The organism is Burkholderia sp. IMCC1007 (assembly GCF_027257875.1).
Taxonomy (GTDB): Bacteria; Pseudomonadota; Gammaproteobacteria; order Burkholderiales; family Burkholderiaceae; genus Burkholderia.
The window spans coordinates 21,672-43,351 of the sequence record NZ_JAPVQY010000034.1 but is presented as its reverse complement, the minus strand read 5'-3'; the positions used below and the strand labels follow the sequence as shown (position 1 = coordinate 43,351).

Annotated in this window: 17 protein-coding genes; 12 read left to right on the top strand and 5 right to left on the bottom strand. The window is 63.8% G+C overall.

All coding sequences use genetic code 11. From position 1 onward, the window contains the following. Positions 1–3: 3 nt before the first annotated feature. The gene (locus tag O1Q03_RS25305; protein WP_269506759.1) at positions 4–495 is read right to left on the bottom strand and encodes a MarR family winged helix-turn-helix transcriptional regulator; all 492 of its coding nucleotides are present in this window, start codon (positions 493–495) and stop codon (positions 4–6) included. 323 nt (positions 496–818) lie between these two features. On the opposite strand from O1Q03_RS25305, the gene typA reads away from it, so the two are divergent. The 6 genes from typA (at position 819) to O1Q03_RS25275 (ending at position 10,503) form a co-directional block, all read left to right on the top strand. Next, complete coding sequence (gene typA, locus O1Q03_RS25300; protein WP_269506758.1) at positions 819–2,645, top strand: translational GTPase TypA; 1,827 nt, start codon at positions 819–821, stop codon at positions 2,643–2,645. 318 nt (positions 2,646–2,963) lie between these two features. Next, positions 2,964–5,828 (top strand): 2-oxoglutarate dehydrogenase E1 component, encoded by a 2,865-nt coding sequence (locus tag O1Q03_RS25295; protein ID WP_044846026.1) that lies wholly within the window; start codon positions 2,964–2,966, stop codon positions 5,826–5,828. A 135-nt stretch (positions 5,829–5,963) separates the two neighbouring features. Further along, positions 5,964–7,241, top strand: a complete 1,278-nt coding sequence (gene odhB, locus O1Q03_RS25290; protein ID WP_269506757.1) for a 2-oxoglutarate dehydrogenase complex dihydrolipoyllysine-residue succinyltransferase — start codon at positions 5,964–5,966, stop codon at positions 7,239–7,241. Between the two features lie 81 nt (positions 7,242–7,322). Further along, the gene (lpdA, locus tag O1Q03_RS25285) at positions 7,323–8,753 is read left to right on the top strand and encodes a dihydrolipoyl dehydrogenase (protein ID WP_269506756.1); all 1,431 of its coding nucleotides are present in this window, start codon (positions 7,323–7,325) and stop codon (positions 8,751–8,753) included. Between the two features lie 100 nt (positions 8,754–8,853). Then, positions 8,854–9,951 (top strand): cell division protein ZapE, encoded by a 1,098-nt coding sequence (gene zapE / locus O1Q03_RS25280; RefSeq protein ID WP_269506755.1) that lies wholly within the window; start codon positions 8,854–8,856, stop codon positions 9,949–9,951. A 144-nt stretch (positions 9,952–10,095) separates the two neighbouring features. Continuing rightward, positions 10,096–10,503 carry a transposase gene (locus O1Q03_RS25275; RefSeq protein ID WP_269506754.1) on the top strand — a complete coding sequence of 136 codons (408 nt, stop codon included), beginning with the start codon at positions 10,096–10,098 and terminating at the stop codon, positions 10,501–10,503. Between the two features lie 99 nt (positions 10,504–10,602). Here the strand turns inward: O1Q03_RS25275 and O1Q03_RS25270 are convergent, their stop codons facing one another. The 4 genes from O1Q03_RS25270 to O1Q03_RS25255 form a co-directional block, all read right to left on the bottom strand. Further along, the gene (locus O1Q03_RS25270; RefSeq protein WP_269506753.1) at positions 10,603–11,064 is read right to left on the bottom strand and encodes a DUF2147 domain-containing protein; all 462 of its coding nucleotides are present in this window, start codon (positions 11,062–11,064) and stop codon (positions 10,603–10,605) included. Between the two features lie 166 nt (positions 11,065–11,230). After that, the gene (locus tag O1Q03_RS25265; RefSeq protein WP_269506752.1) at positions 11,231–12,916 is read right to left on the bottom strand and encodes a ShlB/FhaC/HecB family hemolysin secretion/activation protein; all 1,686 of its coding nucleotides are present in this window, start codon (positions 12,914–12,916) and stop codon (positions 11,231–11,233) included. Between the two features lie 143 nt (positions 12,917–13,059). After that, on the bottom strand, positions 13,060–14,361 hold the full coding sequence (locus O1Q03_RS25260; RefSeq protein WP_269506751.1) for a collagen-like triple helix repeat-containing protein: 1,302 nt from the start codon (positions 14,359–14,361) through the stop codon (positions 13,060–13,062). Between the two features lie 40 nt (positions 14,362–14,401). Beyond that, positions 14,402–15,994: a collagen-like triple helix repeat-containing protein gene (locus O1Q03_RS25255; RefSeq protein ID WP_269506750.1), complete on the bottom strand. Its 1,593-nt coding sequence runs from the start codon at positions 15,992–15,994 to the stop codon at positions 14,402–14,404. Between the two features lie 673 nt (positions 15,995–16,667). On the opposite strand from O1Q03_RS25255, the gene O1Q03_RS25250 reads away from it, so the two are divergent. From O1Q03_RS25250 to O1Q03_RS25225, 6 genes are all read left to right on the top strand, one after another. Beyond that, positions 16,668–16,865 carry a Flp family type IVb pilin gene (locus O1Q03_RS25250; protein ID WP_269506749.1) on the top strand — a complete coding sequence of 66 codons (198 nt, stop codon included), beginning with the start codon at positions 16,668–16,670 and terminating at the stop codon, positions 16,863–16,865. Between the two features lie 73 nt (positions 16,866–16,938). Beyond that, positions 16,939–17,436: an A24 family peptidase gene (locus tag O1Q03_RS25245; RefSeq protein ID WP_269506748.1), complete on the top strand. Its 498-nt coding sequence runs from the start codon at positions 16,939–16,941 to the stop codon at positions 17,434–17,436. After that, positions 17,433–17,933 carry a TadE/TadG family type IV pilus assembly protein gene (locus O1Q03_RS25240; RefSeq protein ID WP_269506747.1) on the top strand — a complete coding sequence of 167 codons (501 nt, stop codon included), beginning with the start codon at positions 17,433–17,435 and terminating at the stop codon, positions 17,931–17,933. Before O1Q03_RS25245 ends, O1Q03_RS25240 begins: the two co-directional genes overlap by 4 nt. Before the next feature lie 81 nt (positions 17,934–18,014). Beyond that, complete coding sequence (cpaB, locus tag O1Q03_RS25235) at positions 18,015–18,944, top strand: Flp pilus assembly protein CpaB (protein ID WP_269506746.1); 930 nt, start codon at positions 18,015–18,017, stop codon at positions 18,942–18,944. A 64-nt stretch (positions 18,945–19,008) separates the two neighbouring features. Further along, complete coding sequence (locus tag O1Q03_RS25230) at positions 19,009–20,340, top strand: type II and III secretion system protein family protein (RefSeq protein WP_269506745.1); 1,332 nt, start codon at positions 19,009–19,011, stop codon at positions 20,338–20,340. Between the two features lie 60 nt (positions 20,341–20,400). Next, positions 20,401–21,678 carry a fimbrial protein gene (locus O1Q03_RS25225; RefSeq protein WP_269506744.1) on the top strand — a complete coding sequence of 426 codons (1,278 nt, stop codon included), beginning with the start codon at positions 20,401–20,403 and terminating at the stop codon, positions 21,676–21,678. The last annotated feature ends 2 nt before the right edge of the window (positions 21,679–21,680 follow it).

The window sequence follows — 21,680 nt, the reverse complement described above, 5'->3', positions numbered from 1 at the left end:
CTATTACGTGACGCTGCCGCCCGCCGTCTCGCAATAGTTGCTGAGAATGCGGCGCAGCATGCTCTTCAGGAACCCGACTTCCTCCGGCGTGAATCCGCCCAGCAATTCGTCCAGCACGCTACGGAACACCGGCGGCAGCCGCTCGGCGAGCGCGCGGCCTTCGTCGGTCAGTTCGAGCCGCACGACCCGCCGGTCCTCGATGCTGCGCACGCGGCACAGCAGGCCGCGCTTCTCGACGCGGTCGAGCAGGCGAGTGACCGCGCTCGCGTCGATCCCGTATTCCCGCGCGAGCTCTGCGGCCGTCGAGCATTTGCCGACCGCGATCATGAACAACATGCTCGCCTGCGTGCCGGTGATGCCGAGCTCTTCCTGCGTACGCTGCGTGACGAGGTTGGTCATGACCGACTTTACGCGCGACATCAAATAGCCGACGCTGTCGTTGATCTGATACGACGAAAGCGGCGAAACGGGCGATTGGGAAGGAGAATCGGACATAAAACCCTGAAGCTGCAATAGTTGACTAGGCAGCAGTATAGGCACAATTGCTTGCCGCGGCAAATGTTAATCCAACGGGCCACGGTGTGCTCCGCGTGCCGGAATGCCCTCGTCGCAGTAATGGTTTTCGGTCGGCGGCCGGGCTTCGAATGGCCGATCCGGCGTGCGAGGCAAGGGGCGCAGGTGCGCCGTTTGTTGCGTTGCAGCGCGCAGTCGGCCGTCGACACTCGCACGTGCTATAATTTGTGGTTTCCAAGCTGCAATGCGCGCGCACGTGTCGAACGAGCGTGCGCGTTTGCGCGTTCAACGATTTCCAGGTTTCTATGACCCGCGCCCTTCGCAATATCGCCATCATCGCTCACGTCGACCACGGCAAGACCACGCTCGTCGACCAACTGCTTCGCCAGTCCGGCACCTTCCGCGAGAACCAGCAGATTGCCGAACGCGTGATGGACTCGAACGACATCGAAAAAGAGCGCGGGATCACGATTCTCGCGAAGAACTGCGCGGTCGAATACGAAGGCACGCATATCAACATCGTCGACACGCCGGGGCACGCGGACTTCGGTGGCGAGGTGGAGCGCGTGCTGTCGATGGTCGACTCGGTGCTGCTGCTGGTCGACGCCGTCGAAGGCCCGATGCCGCAAACGCGCTTCGTCACGAAGAAGGCGCTGGCGCTCGGCCTGAAGCCGATCGTCGTCGTGAACAAGATCGACCGTCCGGGCGCGCGGATCGACTGGGTCATCAACCAGACCTTCGATCTGTTCGACAAGCTCGGCGCAACCGAAGAGCAGCTCGACTTCCCGATCGTCTACGCGTCGGGCCTGAACGGCTACGCGTCGCTCGACCCGGCTGCTCGCGAAGGCGACATGCGCCCGCTGTTCGAGGCGATCCTCGCGCACGTGCCGGTTCGCCCGGCCGATCCGGAAGCGCCGCTGCAGCTCCAGATCACGTCGCTCGACTTTTCGACGTACGTCGGCCGGATCGGCGTCGGCCGCATCACGCGCGGCCGCATCAAGCCCGGTCAGCCGGTCGTGATGCGCTTCGGCCCGGAAGGCGACGTGCTGAACCGCAAGATCAACCAGGTGCTGTCGTTCAAGGGCCTCGAGCGCGTGCAGGTCGACTCGGCCGAAGCGGGCGACATCGTGCTGATCAACGGTATTGAAGACGTCGGCATCGGCGCGACCATCTGCGCGGTCGACACGCCGGAAGCGCTGCCGATGATCACGGTCGACGAACCGACGCTGACGATGAACTTCCTCGTGAACTCGTCGCCGCTGGCCGGCCGCGAAGGCAAGTTCGTGACGAGCCGCCAGATCCGCGATCGCCTGATGAAGGAACTGAACCACAACGTCGCGCTGCGCGTGAAGGACACGGGCGACGAAACAGTGTTCGAAGTGTCGGGCCGCGGTGAGCTGCACCTGACGATTCTCGTCGAGAACATGCGTCGTGAAGGCTACGAGCTGGCCGTGTCGCGTCCGCGCGTCGTGATGCAGGAGATCGACGGCGTGCGCCACGAGCCGTACGAGCTGCTGACCGTCGACGTCGAAGACGAACACCAGGGCGGCGTGATGGAAGAGCTCGGCCGCCGCAAGGGCGAAATGCTCGACATGGCATCGGACGGCCGCGGCCGTACGCGTCTGGAATACAAGATCTCCGCGCGCGGCCTGATCGGCTTCCAGAGCGAATTCCTGACGCTCACGCGCGGCACGGGCCTGATGAGCCACATCTTCGATTCGTACGCACCGGTCAAGGACGGCTCGGTGTTCGAGCGCCGCAACGGCGTGCTGATCTCGCAGGACGACGGCGCAGCGGTCGCGTACGCACTGTGGAAGCTGCAGGATCGCGGCCGCATGTTCGTGAAGCCGGGCGACGCGTTGTATGAGGGCATGATCATCGGCATTCACAGCCGCGACAACGACCTCGTCGTGAACCCGATCAAGGGCAAGCAGCTGACCAACGTGCGCGCGTCGGGTACTGACGAAGCCGTGCGTCTCGTGCCGCCGGTCCAGATGTCGCTCGAATACGCGGTCGAATTCATCGACGACGACGAGCTCGTCGAAGTGACGCCGCAGTCGATCCGTCTGCGCAAGCGCTTCCTGAAGGAGCACGAGCGTCGTCGCGCGAGCCGCGAAGGCGCGGTCGACTGAGCATCGATCGTTTCCGTGCATCACGCAAGAAAGGTCGCCTTCGGCGGCCTTTTTTGCGTCTATGAAATGCGCGACCGCGCAGACTGCAAAACACTGTTCCGGCCGGTCGCGGCAATCCGGCAAAACCCCGTCGCGCCGTGCTTTCAAGCGCATTTCGCCGTGAACTCCGGTAACGGTTCTGTGATATGCTGCGCGCACGCAAGTTTTAGGTCCTTCCAAGCAAGACTTGATTCGCAATCCGCTAAACGGTCAGGCCGTGTCGCGGAAGGTTGAGTAACCCGCTATTTCTCGAGAAGCTCGAAGAAAGGTGAGCGTAAAATGTCAGATGTAATGAAGCAGTTTCAGCTGAACTCCTATCTGTTCGGCGGCAATGCTTCGTACGTTGAAGAACTGTACGATGCATACCTCAACAATCCGGCATCGGTGCCGGAGAACTGGCGCGAGTATTTCGACGCGTTGCAGAACGTTCCTGCAACCGACGGCTCGAATGCCAATGACGTCGCTCACTTCCCGATCGTCGAATCGTTCGCCGAGCGTGCGAAGGCCAATGCCTTCATCCCGCGCGAAAGCACCAGCAATCTCGCGACCGCACGCAAGCAGGTGCACGTCCAGTCGCTGATCAGCGCCTACCGCTTCCTCGGCTCGCAATGGGCCAATCTGGATCCGCTGAAGCGTCGCGAACGTCCCGCCATTCCCGAACTCGAACCGGCTTTCTACGACTTCTCGGAAGGCGACCTCGACCAGACGTACAGCGCAAGCAACCTGTACTTCGGTTTCGACCAGGCTTCGCTGCGCGACATCGTCAAGGGCCTGCGCGACACCTACTGCGGCACGATCGGCGCCGAGTACATGTACATCAGCGATCCGGAGCAGAAGCGCTGGTGGCAGGAGCGCCTGGAGTCGACCCGCGCGACGCCGTCGTTCTCGATCGACAAGAAGAAGCATATCCTGAATCGCCTGACGGCCGCCGAAGGCCTCGAGCGCTACCTGCACACCAAGTACGTCGGCCAGAAGCGCTTCTCGCTCGAAGGCGGCGAAAGCTTCATCGCGGCGATGGACGAAGTCGTCCAGCACGCGGGCAAGCGCGGCGTGCAGGAAATCATCATCGGCATGGCTCACCGCGGCCGTCTGAACGTGCTGGTCAACACGCTGGGCAAGATGCCGGCCGACCTGTTCGCCGAATTCGAAGGCAAGCACGTCGACGACCTGCCGGCCGGTGACGTGAAGTACCACAAGGGCTTCTCGTCGGACGTGTCGACGGAAGGCGGCCCGGTCCACCTGTCGCTCGCGTTCAACCCGTCGCACCTCGAAATCGTGAACCCGGTGGTCGAAGGTTCCGCGAAGGCGCGGATGGACCGTCGCGGCGACGAAGACGGCCTGCAAGTGCTGCCGGTGCAGATCCACGGCGACGCGGCCTTTGCTGGCCAGGGCGTCGTGATGGAAACGCTGAACCTCGCGCAGACGCGCGGTTACGGCACGCACGGCACGCTGCACATCGTCATCAACAACCAGATCGGCTTCACGACGTCCGACCCGCGCGACGCGCGCTCGACGCTGTACTGTACCGACGTCGTCAAGATGATCGAAGCGCCGGTGCTGCACGTGAACGGCGACGATCCGGAAGCTGTCGTCCTCGCGATCCAGATCGCGATCGACTACCGGATGCAGTTCCACAAGGATGTCGTGATCGACATCGTCTGCTTCCGCAAGCTGGGTCACAACGAGCAGGACACGCCGGCGGTCACGCAGCCGCTGATGTACAAGAAGATCGCGCAGCACCCGGGCACCCGTGCGCTGTACGCCGAGAAGCTCGTGCAGCAGGGCGTGATCACCGCGGAAGACGCCGACAACTACGTGAAGGCGTACCGCAAGGCGATGGACGACGGCCACCACACCGTCGATCCGGTCCTGTCGAACTACAAGAGCAAGTACGCGGTCGACTGGGTGCCGTTCCTGAACCGCAAGTGGACGGACGCAGCCGACACGGCCGTGCCGCTCGCCGAACTGAAGCGCCTGGGCGAACGCATCACCACGGTGCCGGAAAACTTCAAGGTTCACCCGCTCGTCGAGCGCGTGATCAACGACCGCCGCAACATGGCGCGCGGCGACCAGCCGCTCGACTGGGGCATGGGCGAACATCTCGCGTTCGCGTCGCTCGTCGCATCGGGCTACTCGGTGCGCCTGACGGGCCAGGACTCGGGCCGCGGCACGTTCACGCACCGTCACGCGGTGCTGCACGACCAGAACCGCGAGCGCTGGAACGACGGCACGTACGTGCCGCTGCAGAACATCGCCGACGGCCAGGCGAAGTTCACGGTGATCGACTCGGTGCTGTCGGAAGAAGCGGTGCTGGGCTTCGAATACGGTTACTCGACCGCCGAGCCGAACACGCTCGTGCTGTGGGAAGCGCAGTTCGGCGACTTCGTCAACGGCGCGCAGGTCGTGATCGACCAGTTCATCTCGTCGGGCGAAGTGAAGTGGGGCCGCGTGTCGGGTCTCACGATGCTGCTGCCGCACGGCTACGAAGGCCAGGGTCCGGAACACTCGTCCACGCGTATCGAGCGTTTCCTGCAACTGTGTGCCGACCACAACATGCAGGTCGTCCAGCCGACGACGCCGGCGCAGATCTTCCACCTGCTGCGTCGCCAGATGATCCGCCTGTTCCGCAAGCCGCTGATCGTCGCGACGCCGAAGTCGCTGCTGCGCCACAAGGAAGCGGTGTCGGACCTGTCCGAACTCGCGAAGGGTTCGTTCCAGCCGGTGCTGGGCGAAACCGACGGCGGCATCGACGCGAAGAAGGTCAAGCGCGTGCTGGCATGCTCGGGCCGCGTGTATTACGACCTCGTCGCGCACCGTCGCGAAGCGAAGGCGAACGACGTCGCGATCATCCGTATCGAGCAGCTGTATCCGTTCGCGCACAAGCAGTTCGAAGCCGAAATGAAGAAGTACGAGAACGCGACTGAAGTGGTCTGGGTGCAGGACGAGCCGCAGAACCAGGGCCCCTGGTTCTACGTCGAGCACCACCTGAAGGAAGGCATGAAGGAAGGGCAGAAGCTGGCATACAGCGGCCGTCCGGCTTCGGCCTCGCCGGCGGTTGGCTACTACGCGAAGCACTACGAGCAGCAGAAGGCCCTCATCGAAGGTGCATTCGGCCGCCTGAAGAGCGCATCGATCGCGAAATAACCGACGGAAGCGAAACGGGAAGGCGCACGGCGCTTTCCCGTCCCTTTGGGCCCGCCGGGCGCGTCGCGCGCCGCACCGGCCGAAGGAATCGCACGAACCTCGTCACACCCCAGATTAAGCATCCAGGAAAATCACATGGCTATCGTAGAAGTCAAAGTCCCCCAGCTTTCGGAGTCGGTGTCGGAAGCCACCATGCTGCAGTGGAAGAAGAAGCCGGGCGAAGCAGTCGCGCAGGACGAAATCCTGATCGAGCTCGAGACCGACAAGGTCGTGCTCGAAGTGCCGGCACCGGCAGCGGGCGTGCTCACGCAAGTGCTGCAGAACGACGGTGACACCGTCGTTGCCGATCAGATCATCGCGACGATCGACACCGAAGCGAAGGCAGGTGCTGCCGAAGCAGCGGCAGGCGCCGCCGAAGTCAAGCCGGCGGCAGCGCCTGCTGCAGCCGCACCGGCAGCCCAGCCGGCTGCCGCAACCGCATCGAGCTCGGCTGCCGCATCGCCGGCCGCAGCGAAGCTGCTGGCCGAGAAGGGCCTGTCGGCAGGCGACGTCGCAGGTTCGGGCCGCGACGGCCGCGTCACGAAGGGCGACGCGCTGGCAGCAGGCAGCGCACCGAAGGCTGCGCCGGCCGCCGCACCGGCGAAGACCGCCGCGGCGAAGCCGTCGCTGCCGGAAGTGAAGGTGCCGGCGTCGGCGACGACGTGGCTGAACGACCGTCCGGAACAGCGCGTGCCGATGTCGCGCCTGCGTGCGCGTATCGCCGAGCGTCTGCTCGAATCGCAGCAGACCAACGCGATCCTGACGACGTTCAACGAAGTGAACATGGCTCCGGTCATGGAGCTGCGCAACAAGTACAAGGACAAGTTCGAGAAGGAACACGGCGTGAAGCTCGGCTTCATGTCGTTCTTCGTGAAGGCCGCCGTGCACGCGCTGAAGAAGTTCCCGCTCGTGAATGCGTCGATCGACGGTAACGACATCGTCTACCACGGCTACTTCGACATCGGTATCGCGGTCGGTTCGCCGCGCGGCCTCGTCGTGCCGATCCTGCGCAACGCGGATCAGCTGAGCCTCGCTGAAATCGAGAAGAAGATCGCCGAATTCGGCCAGAAGGCGAAGGACGGCAAGCTGTCGATCGAAGAAATGACCGGCGGTACGTTCTCGATCTCGAACGGCGGCGTGTTCGGCTCGATGCTGTCGACCCCGATCATCAACCCGCCGCAATCGGCAATCCTCGGCGTGCACGCGACGAAGGAGCGTCCGGTTGTCGAAAACGGCCAGATCGTGATCCGCCCGATCAACTACCTGGCGCTGTCGTACGACCACCGCATCATCGACGGCCGCGAAGCGGTCCTGTCGCTCGTCGCGATGAAGGATGCGCTGGAAGATCCGGCACGCCTGCTGCTCGACCTGTAAGCCGAGTCTCACTGCATTGACCCGTTCCGCACGCTCGCGCACATGCGCGCGCGTGCGGACGCACAAGTAGAAAGGATAGTCATGTCCAAGGAATTTGACGTCGTCGTGATCGGCGCCGGCCCCGGCGGCTACATCGCCGCGATTCGCGCCGCGCAGCTCGGCAAGACGGTTGCCTGTATCGAGAAGTGGAAGAACCCGGCCGGCGCGCTGAAGCTCGGCGGTACGTGCCTGAACGTCGGCTGCATCCCGTCGAAGGCGCTGCTCGCATCGTCGGAAGAGTTCGAGAACACGTCGCATCACCTGGCCGACCACGGCATCACCGTCGACGGCGTGAAGATCGACGTCGCGAAGATGCTCGGCCGCAAGGACGCGATCGTCGAGAAGATGACGAGCGGGATCGAGTTCCTGTTCAAGAAGAACAAGATCACCTGGCTGAAGGGCCATGGCAAGTTCACCGGCAAGACCGACGCCGGCGTGCAGATCGAAGTGAGCGGCGAGGGTGAAACCGAAGTCGTCACCGCGAAGAACGTGATCATCGCGACGGGTTCGAAGGCGCGTCACCTGCCGAACGTCCCGGTCGACAACAAGATCGTGTCGGACAACGAAGGCGCACTGACGTTCGACGCGGTGCCGAAGAAGCTCGCCGTGATCGGCGCAGGCGTGATCGGCCTCGAGCTCGGCTCGGTGTGGCGTCGCCTGGGTGCCGAAGTGACGGTGCTCGAAGCGCTGCCGGCGTTCCTCGGCGCAGCCGACGAAGCGCTCGCCAAGGAAGCGGCGAAGCTGTTCAAGAAGCAGGGCCTCGACATCCATCTCGGCGTGAAGATCGGCGACGTGAAGACGACCGCCGACGGCGTGTCGATCGCCTACACGGACAAGGACGGCAACGCGCAGACGCTCGACGCCGACCGCCTGATCGTGTCGGTCGGCCGCGTGCCGAACACCGACAACCTCGGCCTCGAGGCGATCGGCCTGAAGGCGAACGAGCGCGGCTTCATCGACGTGGACGACCACTGCCGTACGGCCGTGCCGAACGTGTACGCGATCGGCGACGTGGTGCGTGGCCCGATGCTCGCGCACAAGGCGGAAGACGAAGGCGTGCTGGTCGCGGAAGTGATCGACGGCCAGAAGCCGCACATCGACTACAACTGCATTCCGTGGGTGATTTACACGTACCCGGAAATCGCATGGGTCGGCAAGACGGAACAGCAGCTGAAGGCCGAAGGCCGCGAGATCAAGTCGGGCAAGTTCCCGTTCTCGATCAACGGCCGTGCGCTCGGCATGAACGCGCCGGACGGCTTCGTGAAGATGATCGCTGACGCGAAGACGGACGAACTGCTCGGCGTGCACGTGATCGCCGCGAACGCGTCGGACCTGATCGCGGAAGCCGTGGTGGCGATGGAATTCAAGGCGGCGTCGGAAGACATCGCCCGCATCTGCCATCCGCACCCGTCGATGTCGGAAGTGATGCGCGAAGCGGCGCTCGCCGTCGACAAGCGCTCGCTGAACAGCTGAGCGCGGTATAGCGCCGGCCGGCTTTTCGCCGGCGCAGCCGTCTCATGACGAAGGCGGGCGGGTTTTTCCCGCTCGCCTTTGTTTTTTCCGGTTTGCCCTGATGAACGTCACCGAATACTACACGCGCGAATTGACCACGCGCGGCTATCAGTCCGATCCCGCCCAGCGTGCGGCGGTCGATCGTCTGCAGCAATGCTTCGACGAGTGGGTCGCGTACAAGGCGCGTCGCTCGAATGCGTTCAAGAAGCTCATCAACCATCCGGAGCCGCCGCGCGGCGTCTACATGTGGGGCGGCGTCGGCCGCGGCAAGAGCTTCCTGATGGACAGCTTCTACGCGGTGGTGCCCGTGCAGCGCAAGACGCGCCTGCATTTCCACGAATTCATGCGCGAAGTGCACCGCGAACTCGAGGAGCTGAAAGGGCAGGCCGATCCGCTCGACGAACTCGCGCGGCGCATCGCGAAGCGTTACCGGCTGATCTGCTTCGACGAGTTCCACGTGTCGGACATCGCGGACGCGATGATCCTGTACCGCCTGCTCGATCGCCTGTTCAACAACGGCGTGCAGTTCGTGATGACGTCCAACTACGATCCCGACGATCTGTATCCGGATGGCCTGCATCGCGATCGCATGCTGCCGGCCATCGCGCTGATCAAGGACAAGCTCGACGTACGGAACGTCGACGCGGGCGTCGACTATCGTCAGCGCACGCTCGCGCAGGTGAAGATGTATCACACGCCGCTCGGCGCGGACGCCGATCGCGAGCTGCGCCATGCGTTCGCGCAGCTGGCCGCGGTACCGGACGAAAGCCCGATCCTGCATATCGAGAAGCGCGAGCTGAAGGCGTTGCGCAAGGCCGACGGCGTCGTGTGGTTCGACTTCGCGACGCTGTGCGGCGGCCCGCGTTCGCAGAACGACTATCTGGAACTCGCCAGCCGCTTCCATGCGATCGTGCTGTCCGAGGTGCCGCAGATGTCGCCGCGGATGGCGTCCGAGGCACGCCGCTTCACGTGGCTCATCGACGTGCTGTACGACCACAAGGTCAAGCTGCTGATGTCCGCGGCGGTGCCGGCGGAACAGCTGTATGTCGAAGGTCCGATGGCGAACGAGTTCGCGCGCACGGTATCGCGGATCGTCGAAATGCAGTCGAAGGAGTACATCGAAACGCCGCGTCGCATCGTCGATACGTCGCTGACCTGAGCGCCGCCTTCGGCATTTGACGCGCTTCAAACAGCAATTCCGGTCAGATTCTGCTGATCTCGGGGTATTTTCGGACTTGTCTTATATTCGTCGGTGAGGTCAGCCGATATCGTTGTGCCATGGTTCCTAAGGCTGGAGATACCCATGACACCGTATCGCGATCTGACCGATCATGAATGGCGCCGCGTCGTGCCGCTTTTGCCCGAAATGCAGCCGCGCACCGAATTGCGCGGCCGGCCGCTGGCCAATACGCGGGCTGTGCTGAATGGCGTGCTCTGGGTGATATACAGCGGCGCGACATGGTCTGCCATGCCGCGTCGCTACCCGTCGTACCAGACCTGCCATCGCCGCTTCAAGGCGTGGCACGACACGGGCACGCTGATGCAGGTGATGCACGCGCTGTACGGCGACGCAGGCGTGAATCTTTGCAACGAGTTGTCCACACGAATGCGCAAGCACGCGCAGTCGAAAGCGGCGCAGGCGCGTAGCGCAGCACCGACCTATCGTGCGCCGGGCAGCTATGCGTCGAACCCGTTGGAGCACGCGGCGTGATCACGGCGCGCTTCATTGCCATGCACGCCGAAACAAAATCGGCCTGACGACATCGTCGCAGGCCGATTTCTCAGCATCGCGCGCGTTGCGTGCGAGGCGTTATTGTGCGCGAACCCACGTCTGCGAGCGGCCGAGCAGCGAAACGCCGATGTAGCCGCGTACGACGAGCTTCTGGCCGCCGTCTTCCAGCGTCATCTTGCACTTGTAGACTTTCCCGTTCTCCGGATCGAGAATGTTGCCGCCATCCCACTGGTCGCCGTCCTTCTTCATCGCCTTGATGATCGTCATGCCCTTGATGAGCTGATCCTTGCGCTCGTCCGTGCATGCGGTGCAGCGGCGATCGGGCGTGTCGTTCGGGCCGAGGCCTTTGACGACCTTGCCCGACAGCGAACCGTCGCCGTCGTCGGCGATCTGCACGAGTGCCTTCGGCTGATGGGTGTTGTCGTCGATCGTCTGCCACATGCCGATCGGGCTGTCGGCTTGCGCGAACGACGGAGCGGCACAGGCAATCAGTGCGCCGGCAATTGCCAATGCGCGCACGGGGCGGGTCATTTGAATCATTGTCTTCCTCCTTGTTTCACGTCGTGTTCGATTCGCCCGCACGACCGTCTGCATGGGGCGGTGGCATGTTGCGAGCTTTGCCAGAATACGTGAAACCACGCGCTGCGTTTGATAGAGGGGGCTCTAATCCAAACGGTCCGCGGGATGCGGACTGTTCGGTGCCCGATCAGTTGAGCTGGTACGAGAACGCCGCATTCACGCGCGGGCTGCGCGATGCGCTTTCGACAGGCGCATCGCCGACCGGCTTCGCGATGTTCAGGTCGAGGCTGTAGTACCGGCTGTCGGTCAATCTCACGCCGATACCGACCGACGACAGGCGGCTCGGCGACGGCGTGCCGGTATGCAGGTACACACGCGCCATGTCGTACGCGATGTATGGCGTGATGGACTTCAGGTACGTCCAGCCCGGCGTGAAGCCGCGGTTCACCTCCAGCGACATCCCCCAGCCCGAGTCGCCCGACGTTTCACCGGGCTGATAGCCGAGCGCGTAGCGCGTCGAGCCGAACGAGATCTGTTCCGACGTCGGCAGCGAATCGGGGCTGTACTGGCCCGTCAGCGAGACCGACGTGCCGATCTTGAACGGCCATTCGTTGGTCTGCGTGAAGGTCGCGCCGGTACGCACGAAGGTCAGCGAAGTCGGGTCTGCGTACGTGATCGGCACGCCGTCGACCAGGCCGGTCTGCGATTTCGATGCGCCGAGGATGTCGAATGCCTTGGCGACGTTGACGCTCAGCTTGCGCACCTGCTTCGGTTCGACACTCGTGTAGTCGAGTTGCAACTGCATCACGCGAACCTGCGAGCGGTTGTCGAGCACGTTGCCGTTGACCTGGTTCTGGTAGCGGTCTTCGTTGTGCGCAGCGTAGCCCGACACGGTGCCGAGCAGGCTGCGCTGGTTGTTCAGCAGGATCGGATAGGAGGCCGAAAGACCGAGCTTCTCGCTCTTGACGATGCGCTCGACGGTCGACGGCAGGCCCGGGTTGTCGGTCGGCTTGCCGCGGTACGTGCTTGCATCGAGGCGCGTGATCAGCCCGTTGCTGCCGACCGGCACCGAGCCGCTGAACGCGAAGTAGGTCTGCTTGTCGCGTCCGGGCGGCGCCAGCGCGGAAATGCTCAACTGCTCGCCGAACGAAGTCAGGCCGTTTTCGGTTGCGGTGATGAGGCCCTGGACACCCGGGTGATTGAAATCGATGCCGGTGCTGACGTTGAATGGCTTGCGATCGACCGCGAGCTCGAGCGTCGTCGCGCCATCGGTCGTCTGCGGCGGCGGCACGTTGGCCTTCACCGTGACGCCAGGCAGCAGGCCGAACGTGTTCACGTAGCGTTCGAACGTCGCACGGCGCAGCGGGCGGTCCGCCGTAATGTGCGCGGCGATCGCGCGAATCTTCGATTCCATCGCGCCGGGCTTGCCGGTGACCTTGACGTCCGACACGTAGCCTTCGACGACCGTCACGCGCACGACGCCGTTCTCGAACGTCTGTGCGGGAATGAATGCGAACGACAACGCATAGCCGCGATCCTGGTACAGCCTGGTCACGCCGTTGGCCGTTTCGATCAGTTCGCCGATCGTGATGTCCTTGCCGACGAGCGGCGTGAAGCGACGTGAGATCTCGTCGAACGGTATCGATTTCACGCCTTCGACCTGGAACGTCTTGGGCGTCAGGTGGCGCGACAGCAATTCCTGAAGCTGCGGTGCCTGCGGCGCGACCTGGACGGTGACGCTCGGGCCTTGCTTCGGTGCGTTGATCTGGGGAAGGGAGTCGAGCGGGTTGCCCGCCGCGCGCGTTTGCGCCTGTGCCGTGCCTGTCGCCGCGATGGCGAGCAGCATCATCCATCTGTCCAGTCTGGATTTCATTGTTCTTCCTCGTAGGCCTTGCTTGGCATCTTCTTTGTAATGCGGGCGCGCGACATCTGGTGTCGCGCGCCGCGTGCCGCATTGCCGGTTGTGTTTGTACGGCCGCGCCTCCTGCTCCGGCTGCAAGGGCGCGACCGTCCTCCTTACTTGCCGACGCTACCCACCGTGCCCAGCAACCCCGTTACCGGTGCCAGGAGGCCCGCCGCACCGCCCGACGATGCCGAACCCGTCACGCTGCCTGCTGATCCGGTGACAGTATTCAGCAAACCGGTGACGGGCGCGAGAGGGTTTGCACCGCCGGTGCCGCCCGTTGCGCCGCCGAGGGTGCCCGTGACGGTCGACACGAGGTTCGTCACCGGCGCGAGCGGGCTGCTGCCGCCCGAGCCGCCCGTTGCGCCGCCGACCGCACCCGTGAGCGAACCGAGCGGCGTCGAACCGAGCCCCGACAGCAGGCCGCCGAGCGGGTTCGTCGAGCTGGAACCCGATGCCGTGCCGTTCTGGACGTTCGCCGACGAGCCGCCGACGAGGCTCGTGAGCAGGCCGGGGATCGGTGCTGCGCCGTTCGGGCCGTTCGGGTTCACGAGGCCGCCGGCGTTGGTCACGGTATTGCCGACCACGGTGACGAGCTGGCCGACGTCGCCCACGAGCGGTTGATTCGACGTGCCGGCGACCTGCTGGCCTGCCGAACTGATTGCGCCGCCGACCTGGCCGAGCAGGCCCGACACCGGCTGTCCGAGGCCCGTGGTGGTGCCGGCCTGCTGCGTGGCCTGGCCCGCGGTGATCACCAGCGGCGTGATGGCCGAGCTGAGCGGTTGCGTGACCTGCTGCACGGCGCCCGACGACAACGTCGAGCCGATCGTCGTGCCGCCGGCCGCCAGGCCGTTGGCGACCGTGTCGAGCACCGTGCCGAGCGGCGTCGTGACGGGGGCCAGCGGCGACAGCTGACCCGTGCCCAGCGCCTTCACCGTCTGGCTCAGCCCGGACACGGTGTTTCCCGTCGCACCGAGCACATTGCCGAGGCCGGCGACGGTCGTGCCGACCGGATCCTGCGTCGTGCCGATTTGTCCCAGGCCGTTGCTCACGGCATCGGCGGCTGCGCCGACGATCGTGCCGGTACCGGACACGGTGCTGCCGACACCCTTCGTTACGCCGTCGCCGAGGCCCGGCAGGCTGATGTTGCCGATCGTGCTGCCCAGGTCGGTAGCAGTCTGGCCGGTCGTGGTGACGACGCCTTGGGTACCCGCCGGCGAGCCGCTGGTGCCGCTCGTTCCGCTGGTGCCGCTGGTGCCGCTCGTGCCGCTGGAACTGCCGCCGTTGCTGCTCGTCGGCGGCGAGCTGACGCCGCCGCCGCCGCAGGCGGCCAGCAGGCAGGCTGCGGCGAAGGCGGTGAGCGGCACGCGCCATGGGCGCAGGGCGGCGGTCGTGATGGAACGTTGCTGGGACATGATGGACTCCTCGCTGTCTTGTCGATGAATGGATGTCGGATTACTTGCCGTGCGTGCCGCCGAGCAGGCCGCCGATCAGCGACGTGACGGGCGAGAGCGGATTCGAGCCCGAGCCCGAATTCGTGACGGTGCCGGTGCCGCCGCTGAGTGCCGGGACGCCGACCGTGCTGGTGACCGCGGAAACCGCGCCGGTGACGGGGGCAAGCGCGCTGGTGCCGTTCGTCGCGCCGCCGGCTGCGCCGGTGACCGTCGAAACGAGGCTCGTGACGGGCGCGAGCGGGCCGCTGGTGCCACCCGCGGCGCCGCTCAGTGCGCCGGTGACGGTCGAGACGAGGCCCGTGACGGGTGCGAGCGGGCCGCCGCTGGTGCCGCCCGTTGCACCGCCGAGTGCGCCGGTGACGGTGGAGACGAGGCCGGTGACGGGCGCGAGCGGGCCACCGCTGGTACCGCCTGCTGCACCGCCGAGTGCGCCGGTGACGGTGGAGACGAGGCCGGTGACGGGCGCGAGTGGGCCGCCGCTGGTGCCGCCCGTTGTACCGCCGAGTGCGCCAGGGACCGTCGTGAGGAGACCCGTGAGCGGTGCGAGCGGGTTCGTTACGCCGCCGGTACCGCCCGTGAGGAGGCCGCCGACCGTCTTCGCGGTATTGCCCGTCGACGAGACGCCGTTGCCGACGCCGGTCGTGACCGGGTTGCCGCCCGTCGATGCGATCACTGCACCGCCTTGGTTCAGGCCGTTGCCGATCGTGCGGAGCAGCGTGTTGATGGGCGCGCCGAGGCCCGTGGCCGTGCCGACCGTCTGCGTCGTTTGGCCGACCATCGTCGTGATCGGCGTGATGGCCGAGCTGACCGTTTGCGTGACTTGCTGGATCGGGCCCGTCGACAGCGCGCCGGACAGCGTCGTGCCGCCGCCCGATACGGCGTTTCCGACCGTCGTCACGAGGCCGCCGACGGCGCCCGTGACCGGGGCGAGCGGCGACAGCGGGCCGCTGCCAAGGCTCGAGACCAGGGTGCCCGTTTGCGTGACCGCACCGCCGAGCTGGTTTACGACGGCGCCCGTGCTCGCGACCGTGATGCCGACAGGGTCCTTCGCCGCACCGAGCTGCCCGAGACCGTTGCCGACGCCATTGCCGAGCGCGGTTACCGCACCGCCGACGTTCTGCACGATGCCGCCTGCCGCTTGCGTCGTGGCCGGGTTGACGCCCGGCAGCGACTGGCTGGCGACGACGCTGCCGAGGTTCGATACGGTTCCACCGATATCGGTGACGAGGTTGCTGCCGCTTGCGAGGACATTTCCTACCGCGTTCGCCGACACACCGGACGTGCCGCTCGTGCCGCCGCTGGTCGTTCCACTCGTCGTTCCGCTGGTCGAGCCACTCGTCGAGCCACTCGTGCTGCCGCTGGTCGAGCCGCTGGTGCTACCCGACGTGCTGCCGCTCGTCGAACCGGACGTGCCGCCCGAGGTGCCGCCGCCGGAAGTCGCGAGGGAATCGCCGCCGCCCGAGCTCGAGCCGCCGCCGAGCCCCTGGCTGATTGAACCGGAACCGCCGCACGCGGAGAGGGAAAGCATGGCTGCCACGGTGGCCGCGATCATAGTCGCCCGGAACGTGCCATGAGGGATAACCTGAATGTCCATTTCGTCCTCGCATTGAACTTGTGTTGTGTTGAGTAATGCGAGGTCTACTCTGCAACTGTCATGCCATTTCGATGGTCGGCAGTTCGACGATTGCCTTTAAACGGGGTAATTCCTTGTAGGAAAAGGCATTCGCTTAAATTGAAAGATTGTTGAAATTGTTTAAGCGTGGTCGGATGGGGTTGGTTTCCCCCGTTTCGTAACGTAACGTCACAACATTGGCGTTACGGTTGCGGCGTAACGTCGGGTTTATGCGGACGCCGCACGCCGCCTGGACGGGTGTTTTACTGGTGGATTAGGTGTGCACATCTAACCTATCGTAAGTCCTATGTGTAAGACGTTCCGAAACGCCGTACAAGTACGCTGTGCTTACGGAAAAAATTTCGATCCGGTCGTCAAAAAGGGGTTGGAAATGAGACTGATTCAGAGATAAGATTCTGGTCAGATGTAAGCAAATGTACAGATCGGTACACGACGTTCGAGGAGGGCTCCTATCGCGAATGTTAACTTGCATCAAATCGTGACACACGCCCCTCGGGGCGAACTATAAAGAAAGCGCACCTGGTCGTCGTTGCAGCAAACGCGACGAACGACATGGGGCAAAGCGGCCAGATATGCGGGGATGTACGACGTATAAAAGGCCAAAAAAAACGTATATAGGCACGAGGAAACAAAAATGAAAGCACTCATCAAGCGCTTCCTTAAGGAAGAAACCGGGGTCACCGCGATCGAGTATGGGCTGATTGCGGGGTTGATTTCTGTCGTCATCTTGGCGAGCGTTACATCGATCGGGACGGGCCTCGAAGGCATGTTCCAGAAGATTGCGCTTTGCGTATCCCCGGCCTCGGGCTCCTCTGCCCAGTGTTCGCCATAAGTGCCACGGTAAAGCGGTGAGCGAGATGTGTTGATTCGCTCGCCGCTTTCTTGCGCTTGTATCGGCGGTCGATATGAAATCCTTGTTTTTCGCAGGCGCATTCGTGGCCTGGGCGACGCTCGTCGCGATCAGTGATATTCGTTTTCGACGCATTCGGAATTCGCTAGCGGCTGGGGGTTTGGTTGGCGCATTGCTATGTGCGTTTGCTAACGAAAATCCATTCGGCGTTTCACTTGTCCAAGCGCTTGTCGGGGCGTTGTGTGGCTTGATTTGTCTTTTTCCTTTTTTTGCATTTCGATTAATGGGCGCGGCCGATGTCAAGATATTTGCCGTGATGGGCGCATGGTGCGGCGTGCAGGCGTTGTTGGGCATCTGGATTGTGGCCAGTCTTGCTGCGTGCGTGCATGCGCTTGGGGTGATGTTTATCTCCCGCATGTCGGTCGGTGAATTGTTTAGCCGCGGTATGCCGACGATGGTAGTCGGTAATCGTCGCGCGACGCCTTATGCCGCATTTCTCGTGATGCCGGCAGTAGTTTGGCTGGGATATCTTATGGTGCAGAGGGGAATATGAGGGCTCGCCGCTTGCGGTTGCGCGGGTTGGAGCGTCAACGAGGAGCAACGGCAATCGAAGTCGCACTTACTTTTCCGCTGTTCTTCCTGATTTTCTACGCGATCGTCACATTCGGGATGATCTTTGTCATTCAGCAGAGTCTGACGTTTGCTGCATCCGAAGGGGCGCGTGCGGCATTGAATTACACACTGACACCGTGTGACCGGTTAAACGTGAATGCGGGAACGGCCGTGACGCAAGCGCTGAATGGTTCGCCGTGGGGGAAAAACGTTCAGTTCTCGGCGCAGGTTTCAACGTCGACACCGTCCACGAACCCAACAACGGGCGTAACTTGCGATGCATCTGCATTCGTGCCTACGGCTACATCGACATTTAACGTGATGGTTACGGTGACATATTCGTACGCAAAAAATCCGTTGATTCCGTGGCTATTTATATTTACCGCTCCCAAGTTGCAGGGCAGTGCAACAGTGCAAGTCACCCCAAGCATGCTTTGACGCAACGAGTGAGCTCCCTATGAGCCAGCCGGCTCACTGAATTTACGCTCAAGAACCTGCTTCCGGCATTCCAATACCAATATGGCCAACAACCTGACAAAAATCATCGCGGGGCTGCTGATTGCGATCGCTGTTCTGCTCGGAATCTACGCATGGATGCTCGGACGCAGCGCAGCGCATGTCGTTCCAACACAGCAGCAGCCCGTTGCGGCCGACCCGGTGCCGGTCGTGATTGCCGCGCGCATGCTGCCCGTTGGTCAACCAATTGCGGCCGACGCGTTGAAGGTCCGGGCGACCGCGCCCGCGCCAACCGGCGCGTTTGCCGATCCGGCCACATTGGTCGGTCGCGTTCCTGCGAGAGACATCCCTGCATCGACTCCGATCGTCTCGGACGCGCTGGTCTCAGGGCTTGCCGAAGATGTTCAACCGGGGGAGCGCGCGATTGCGGTTCACGTCGACGAGACCAATGCGGTCGGCAACCGATTGCGGCCCGGCAATTTCGTCGACGTGTTCCTGAATCTCAAGCGCGAAGGCAATTCGATGTTCGACGGCGAAGTCTCGCAGACACAAGCGCGGCTCTTGATGTCGAAGGTGCGCGTGTTGTCGTTCGGCGACGCGACGCCGGATCGCGACAGCGGCAACAACAACGGCAATAACGGCCAGCCGGCGAACGTGCGCATCGCGGTGCTCGCGGTACCAACCGCGCAGGTCGATGCGCTGACGCTCGGCGAGGCGAGCGGCCGGCTGACGCTGGCGCTGCGCAATCCCCGCGACGACGAACTTGCGATGCAAACGGTCGCCGTGCGCACGGACAACAAACTGTCGCCGTCGGCACTGGCTGCGACCGGGGTATCGCTGAAACAGCTCTCCGGCACGCCGAGAAATGCCGTGGCTAATGTGAACGTACCGCCGTTGCCGTCGCGTCTACCGCCTGTAGTACGGACGGGTCGCGGCGGCGGAGGAAGCATCGAGGTGATCCGCGGCGGCCGGTCGGAAACGGTTGCGTATTGAACGACATCGATGGCCATCGATATCAGCGACGACAAGTAAAGGCCGTGTGACGGTCTACCAAACAATGAAAAACACACTGATTGCATTCGCGATTGCTATCTGGACTATGACATTCGCGTCGTTCTCGAGCGCGAGCGGCAAGATCGAACTGCCGGTCGGCGCGCAGCGGCAGATTTCGGCTGGTCACGGACTGCAACGCGTGGCGGTCGGCGATCCGGCGATCGCCGACGTGCTGATCATGAAAGGCAGCCGGTCCGGCTCGGTACTACTGACCGGGAAAGCTCCCGGCGCGACGAATGTGATGCTGTGGGAGCGCGGTCACGACGAGCCGACGGTTTGGAGCATCGAGGTCGTCGACGCAGCCGCGCAAGCCGTGCTCGACGATTCCACGCCGCGCGTGAACGCGTATGGCGGAACGGCGGTGTTGCGCGGTGCGTCGGCATCGCTTGACGCTCATGAACGCGCAGTCGCAGTTGCCAAGAACATGGCCGGGAAAGGTACGGTGATCGACCGCTCGACGCTGGCCGGCAAGAACGTCGTGCAGGTCGACGTGCGTGTCGTCGAATTCAGCCGATCGGTGCTCAAGCAGGTCGGGTTCAACTTCTTCAAGCAGAACAATGGTTTCTCGTTCGGCTCGTTTTCGCCGGGCGGTGTGCAGTCGTATAGCGGCGGCTCCGGTCCTGGCTCGGCAGGGTACATTCCGACGCTCGGCTCACCGGTGACGTCGGCATTCAACTTGGTCGTGAATGCTGCCGGGCGCGGCATCTTCGGTGAGTTGTCGCTGCTCGAGGCCAACAATTTTGCCCGCGTGCTGGCGGAACCTACGCTCGTCGCACTGTCCGGTCAAAGCGCGAGCTTCCTCGCGGGCGGTGAAATTCCAGTCCCGTCGCCGCAAGGACTCGGTTCGACCGCAATTCAATGGAAGCAATATGGCGTGGGGCTTACGCTGACGCCCACGGTGCTGAGTCCGCAGCGGATCGCGCTGAAGGTCGCGCCCGAGTCGAGCCAGCTCGACTTCGTGAACAGCGTGACGATCAGCGGTGTCGCGGTGCCGGGAATCACGACGCGTCGCGCGGACACGACGGTCGAGCTCGGCGACGGCGAGAGCTTCGTGATCGGCGGCCTGATCGATCGCCAGACGATGTCGAACGTCAGCAAGGTTCCGCTGCTTGGCGACCTTCCGATCATCGGTACGTTTTTCAAGAATCTGAACTATCAGCAGAACGACAAGGAATTGCTGATCATCGTGACGCCGCACCTCGTTGCGCCGATCGCGAAGGGCGCGGCGTTGCCGGCGACTCCCGGCGAGTTGTCCGAGCAGCGTGACGGGCCGGTCTGGCGATCGTATCTGGGCGGTATTGCGGCGCCGGACGCTGCGCCGGGATTTTCGAAATGAACGCGAAGCATTGCGCGCTCCGGCGCACCGCTAAGCCTTGTGTAATCGGGGGTGTTCGACATGAATGCACGAACCCAATCATTGTGTGAACCCGCCGTGACCGACTATTTCGTCTGCGCATCGCCGAAGGAAGCGCATGTCCGCTGGCTTGCCGATACGCTTGTGCCGGCCGGGGCGGTCGAGGCGACGTCGCTCGAGCCGGGTGCGCTTGGCCAGCGCATCACGGGCGTCAACCCGGCACTCGTATTCATCGATTTCTCGGAAAGTGGGGAAGCGGCGAGCGTCGCCGCCGCGATGGTGCGCGCTGCGCATCCGGGGTTGCCGATCGTCGCGCTGGGCTCGCTCTCACAGCCGGAAAGCACGCTCGCTGCGCTGCGTGCCGGCGTGCGCGATTTCATCGACGTGTCGGCATCGGCTGAGGAAGCACTGCGGACGACGCGTGGACTGCTCGCGCATGTCGGCGAGCCGGCGAGTCGCCACGGGAAGGTCGTTGCGCTGCTCGGCGCGCGTGCCGGCATGGGCGTCAGCACGCTTGCGGCGAATCTCGCTGTCTGGCTGCAAAAGCGCGCGCTCGGCCCGCGCGCGGTCGAGGGGGCGGATGGCAGCAGCGTGCCGCCGGGACGTCAGACCGCATTGGTCGATCTGGGATTGCCGGCCGGAGACGGGGCGCTGTTCCTGAACACACGCTGCGAATTCCATTTCCTCGACGCGGTGCAGAACCTTCGCCGTATCGACCGCACGTTCGTGAACACTGCGTTGACCCGGCACCAGAGCGGCCTCGCGTTGACGACGCTGCCGCCCGATCTCGGCGGCTTTCGCGACGTGTCATATGCATCGTGCATCGGCTTGCTGAACCGCTTTCGCGCGTTCTTCGACCACCAAGTGATCGATCTCGGCGGTTTTTCGAACCGCGAATTCATCACGCAGATCACAGCTTCGGCCGACGAGGCGTGGCTCGTCTGCGATCAGGGCGTCGCGTCGATCGTGTCGGCGGCCGATCTGCTGACCGGGCTGCGCGATTCGGGCATCGATACCGACCGCGTACGACTGGTCGTCAACCAGTACGATCCTGCGCTCGATCTGGTGCCCGGACAAATCGCCGAGCGTCTCGGATTGGCGCTGGTCGGCACGCTGCCCGAGCGCCGCGTTGCGATCGGCCATGCCGCGAACCAGGGCAGGCTCATCGTCGATATGGCCGAGCGCGATCCGTACGTGCGAGCGCTTGAATCGCTGGCTACTCGATTGCCCGGGGTGTCCGGCATGGCGGGCGCGTCGCGGGTCGCGCCGGGCCTGTCCGCACTGAAACGTTTCATTCAACCTTCGTCCAAGCGGTCGTAAGC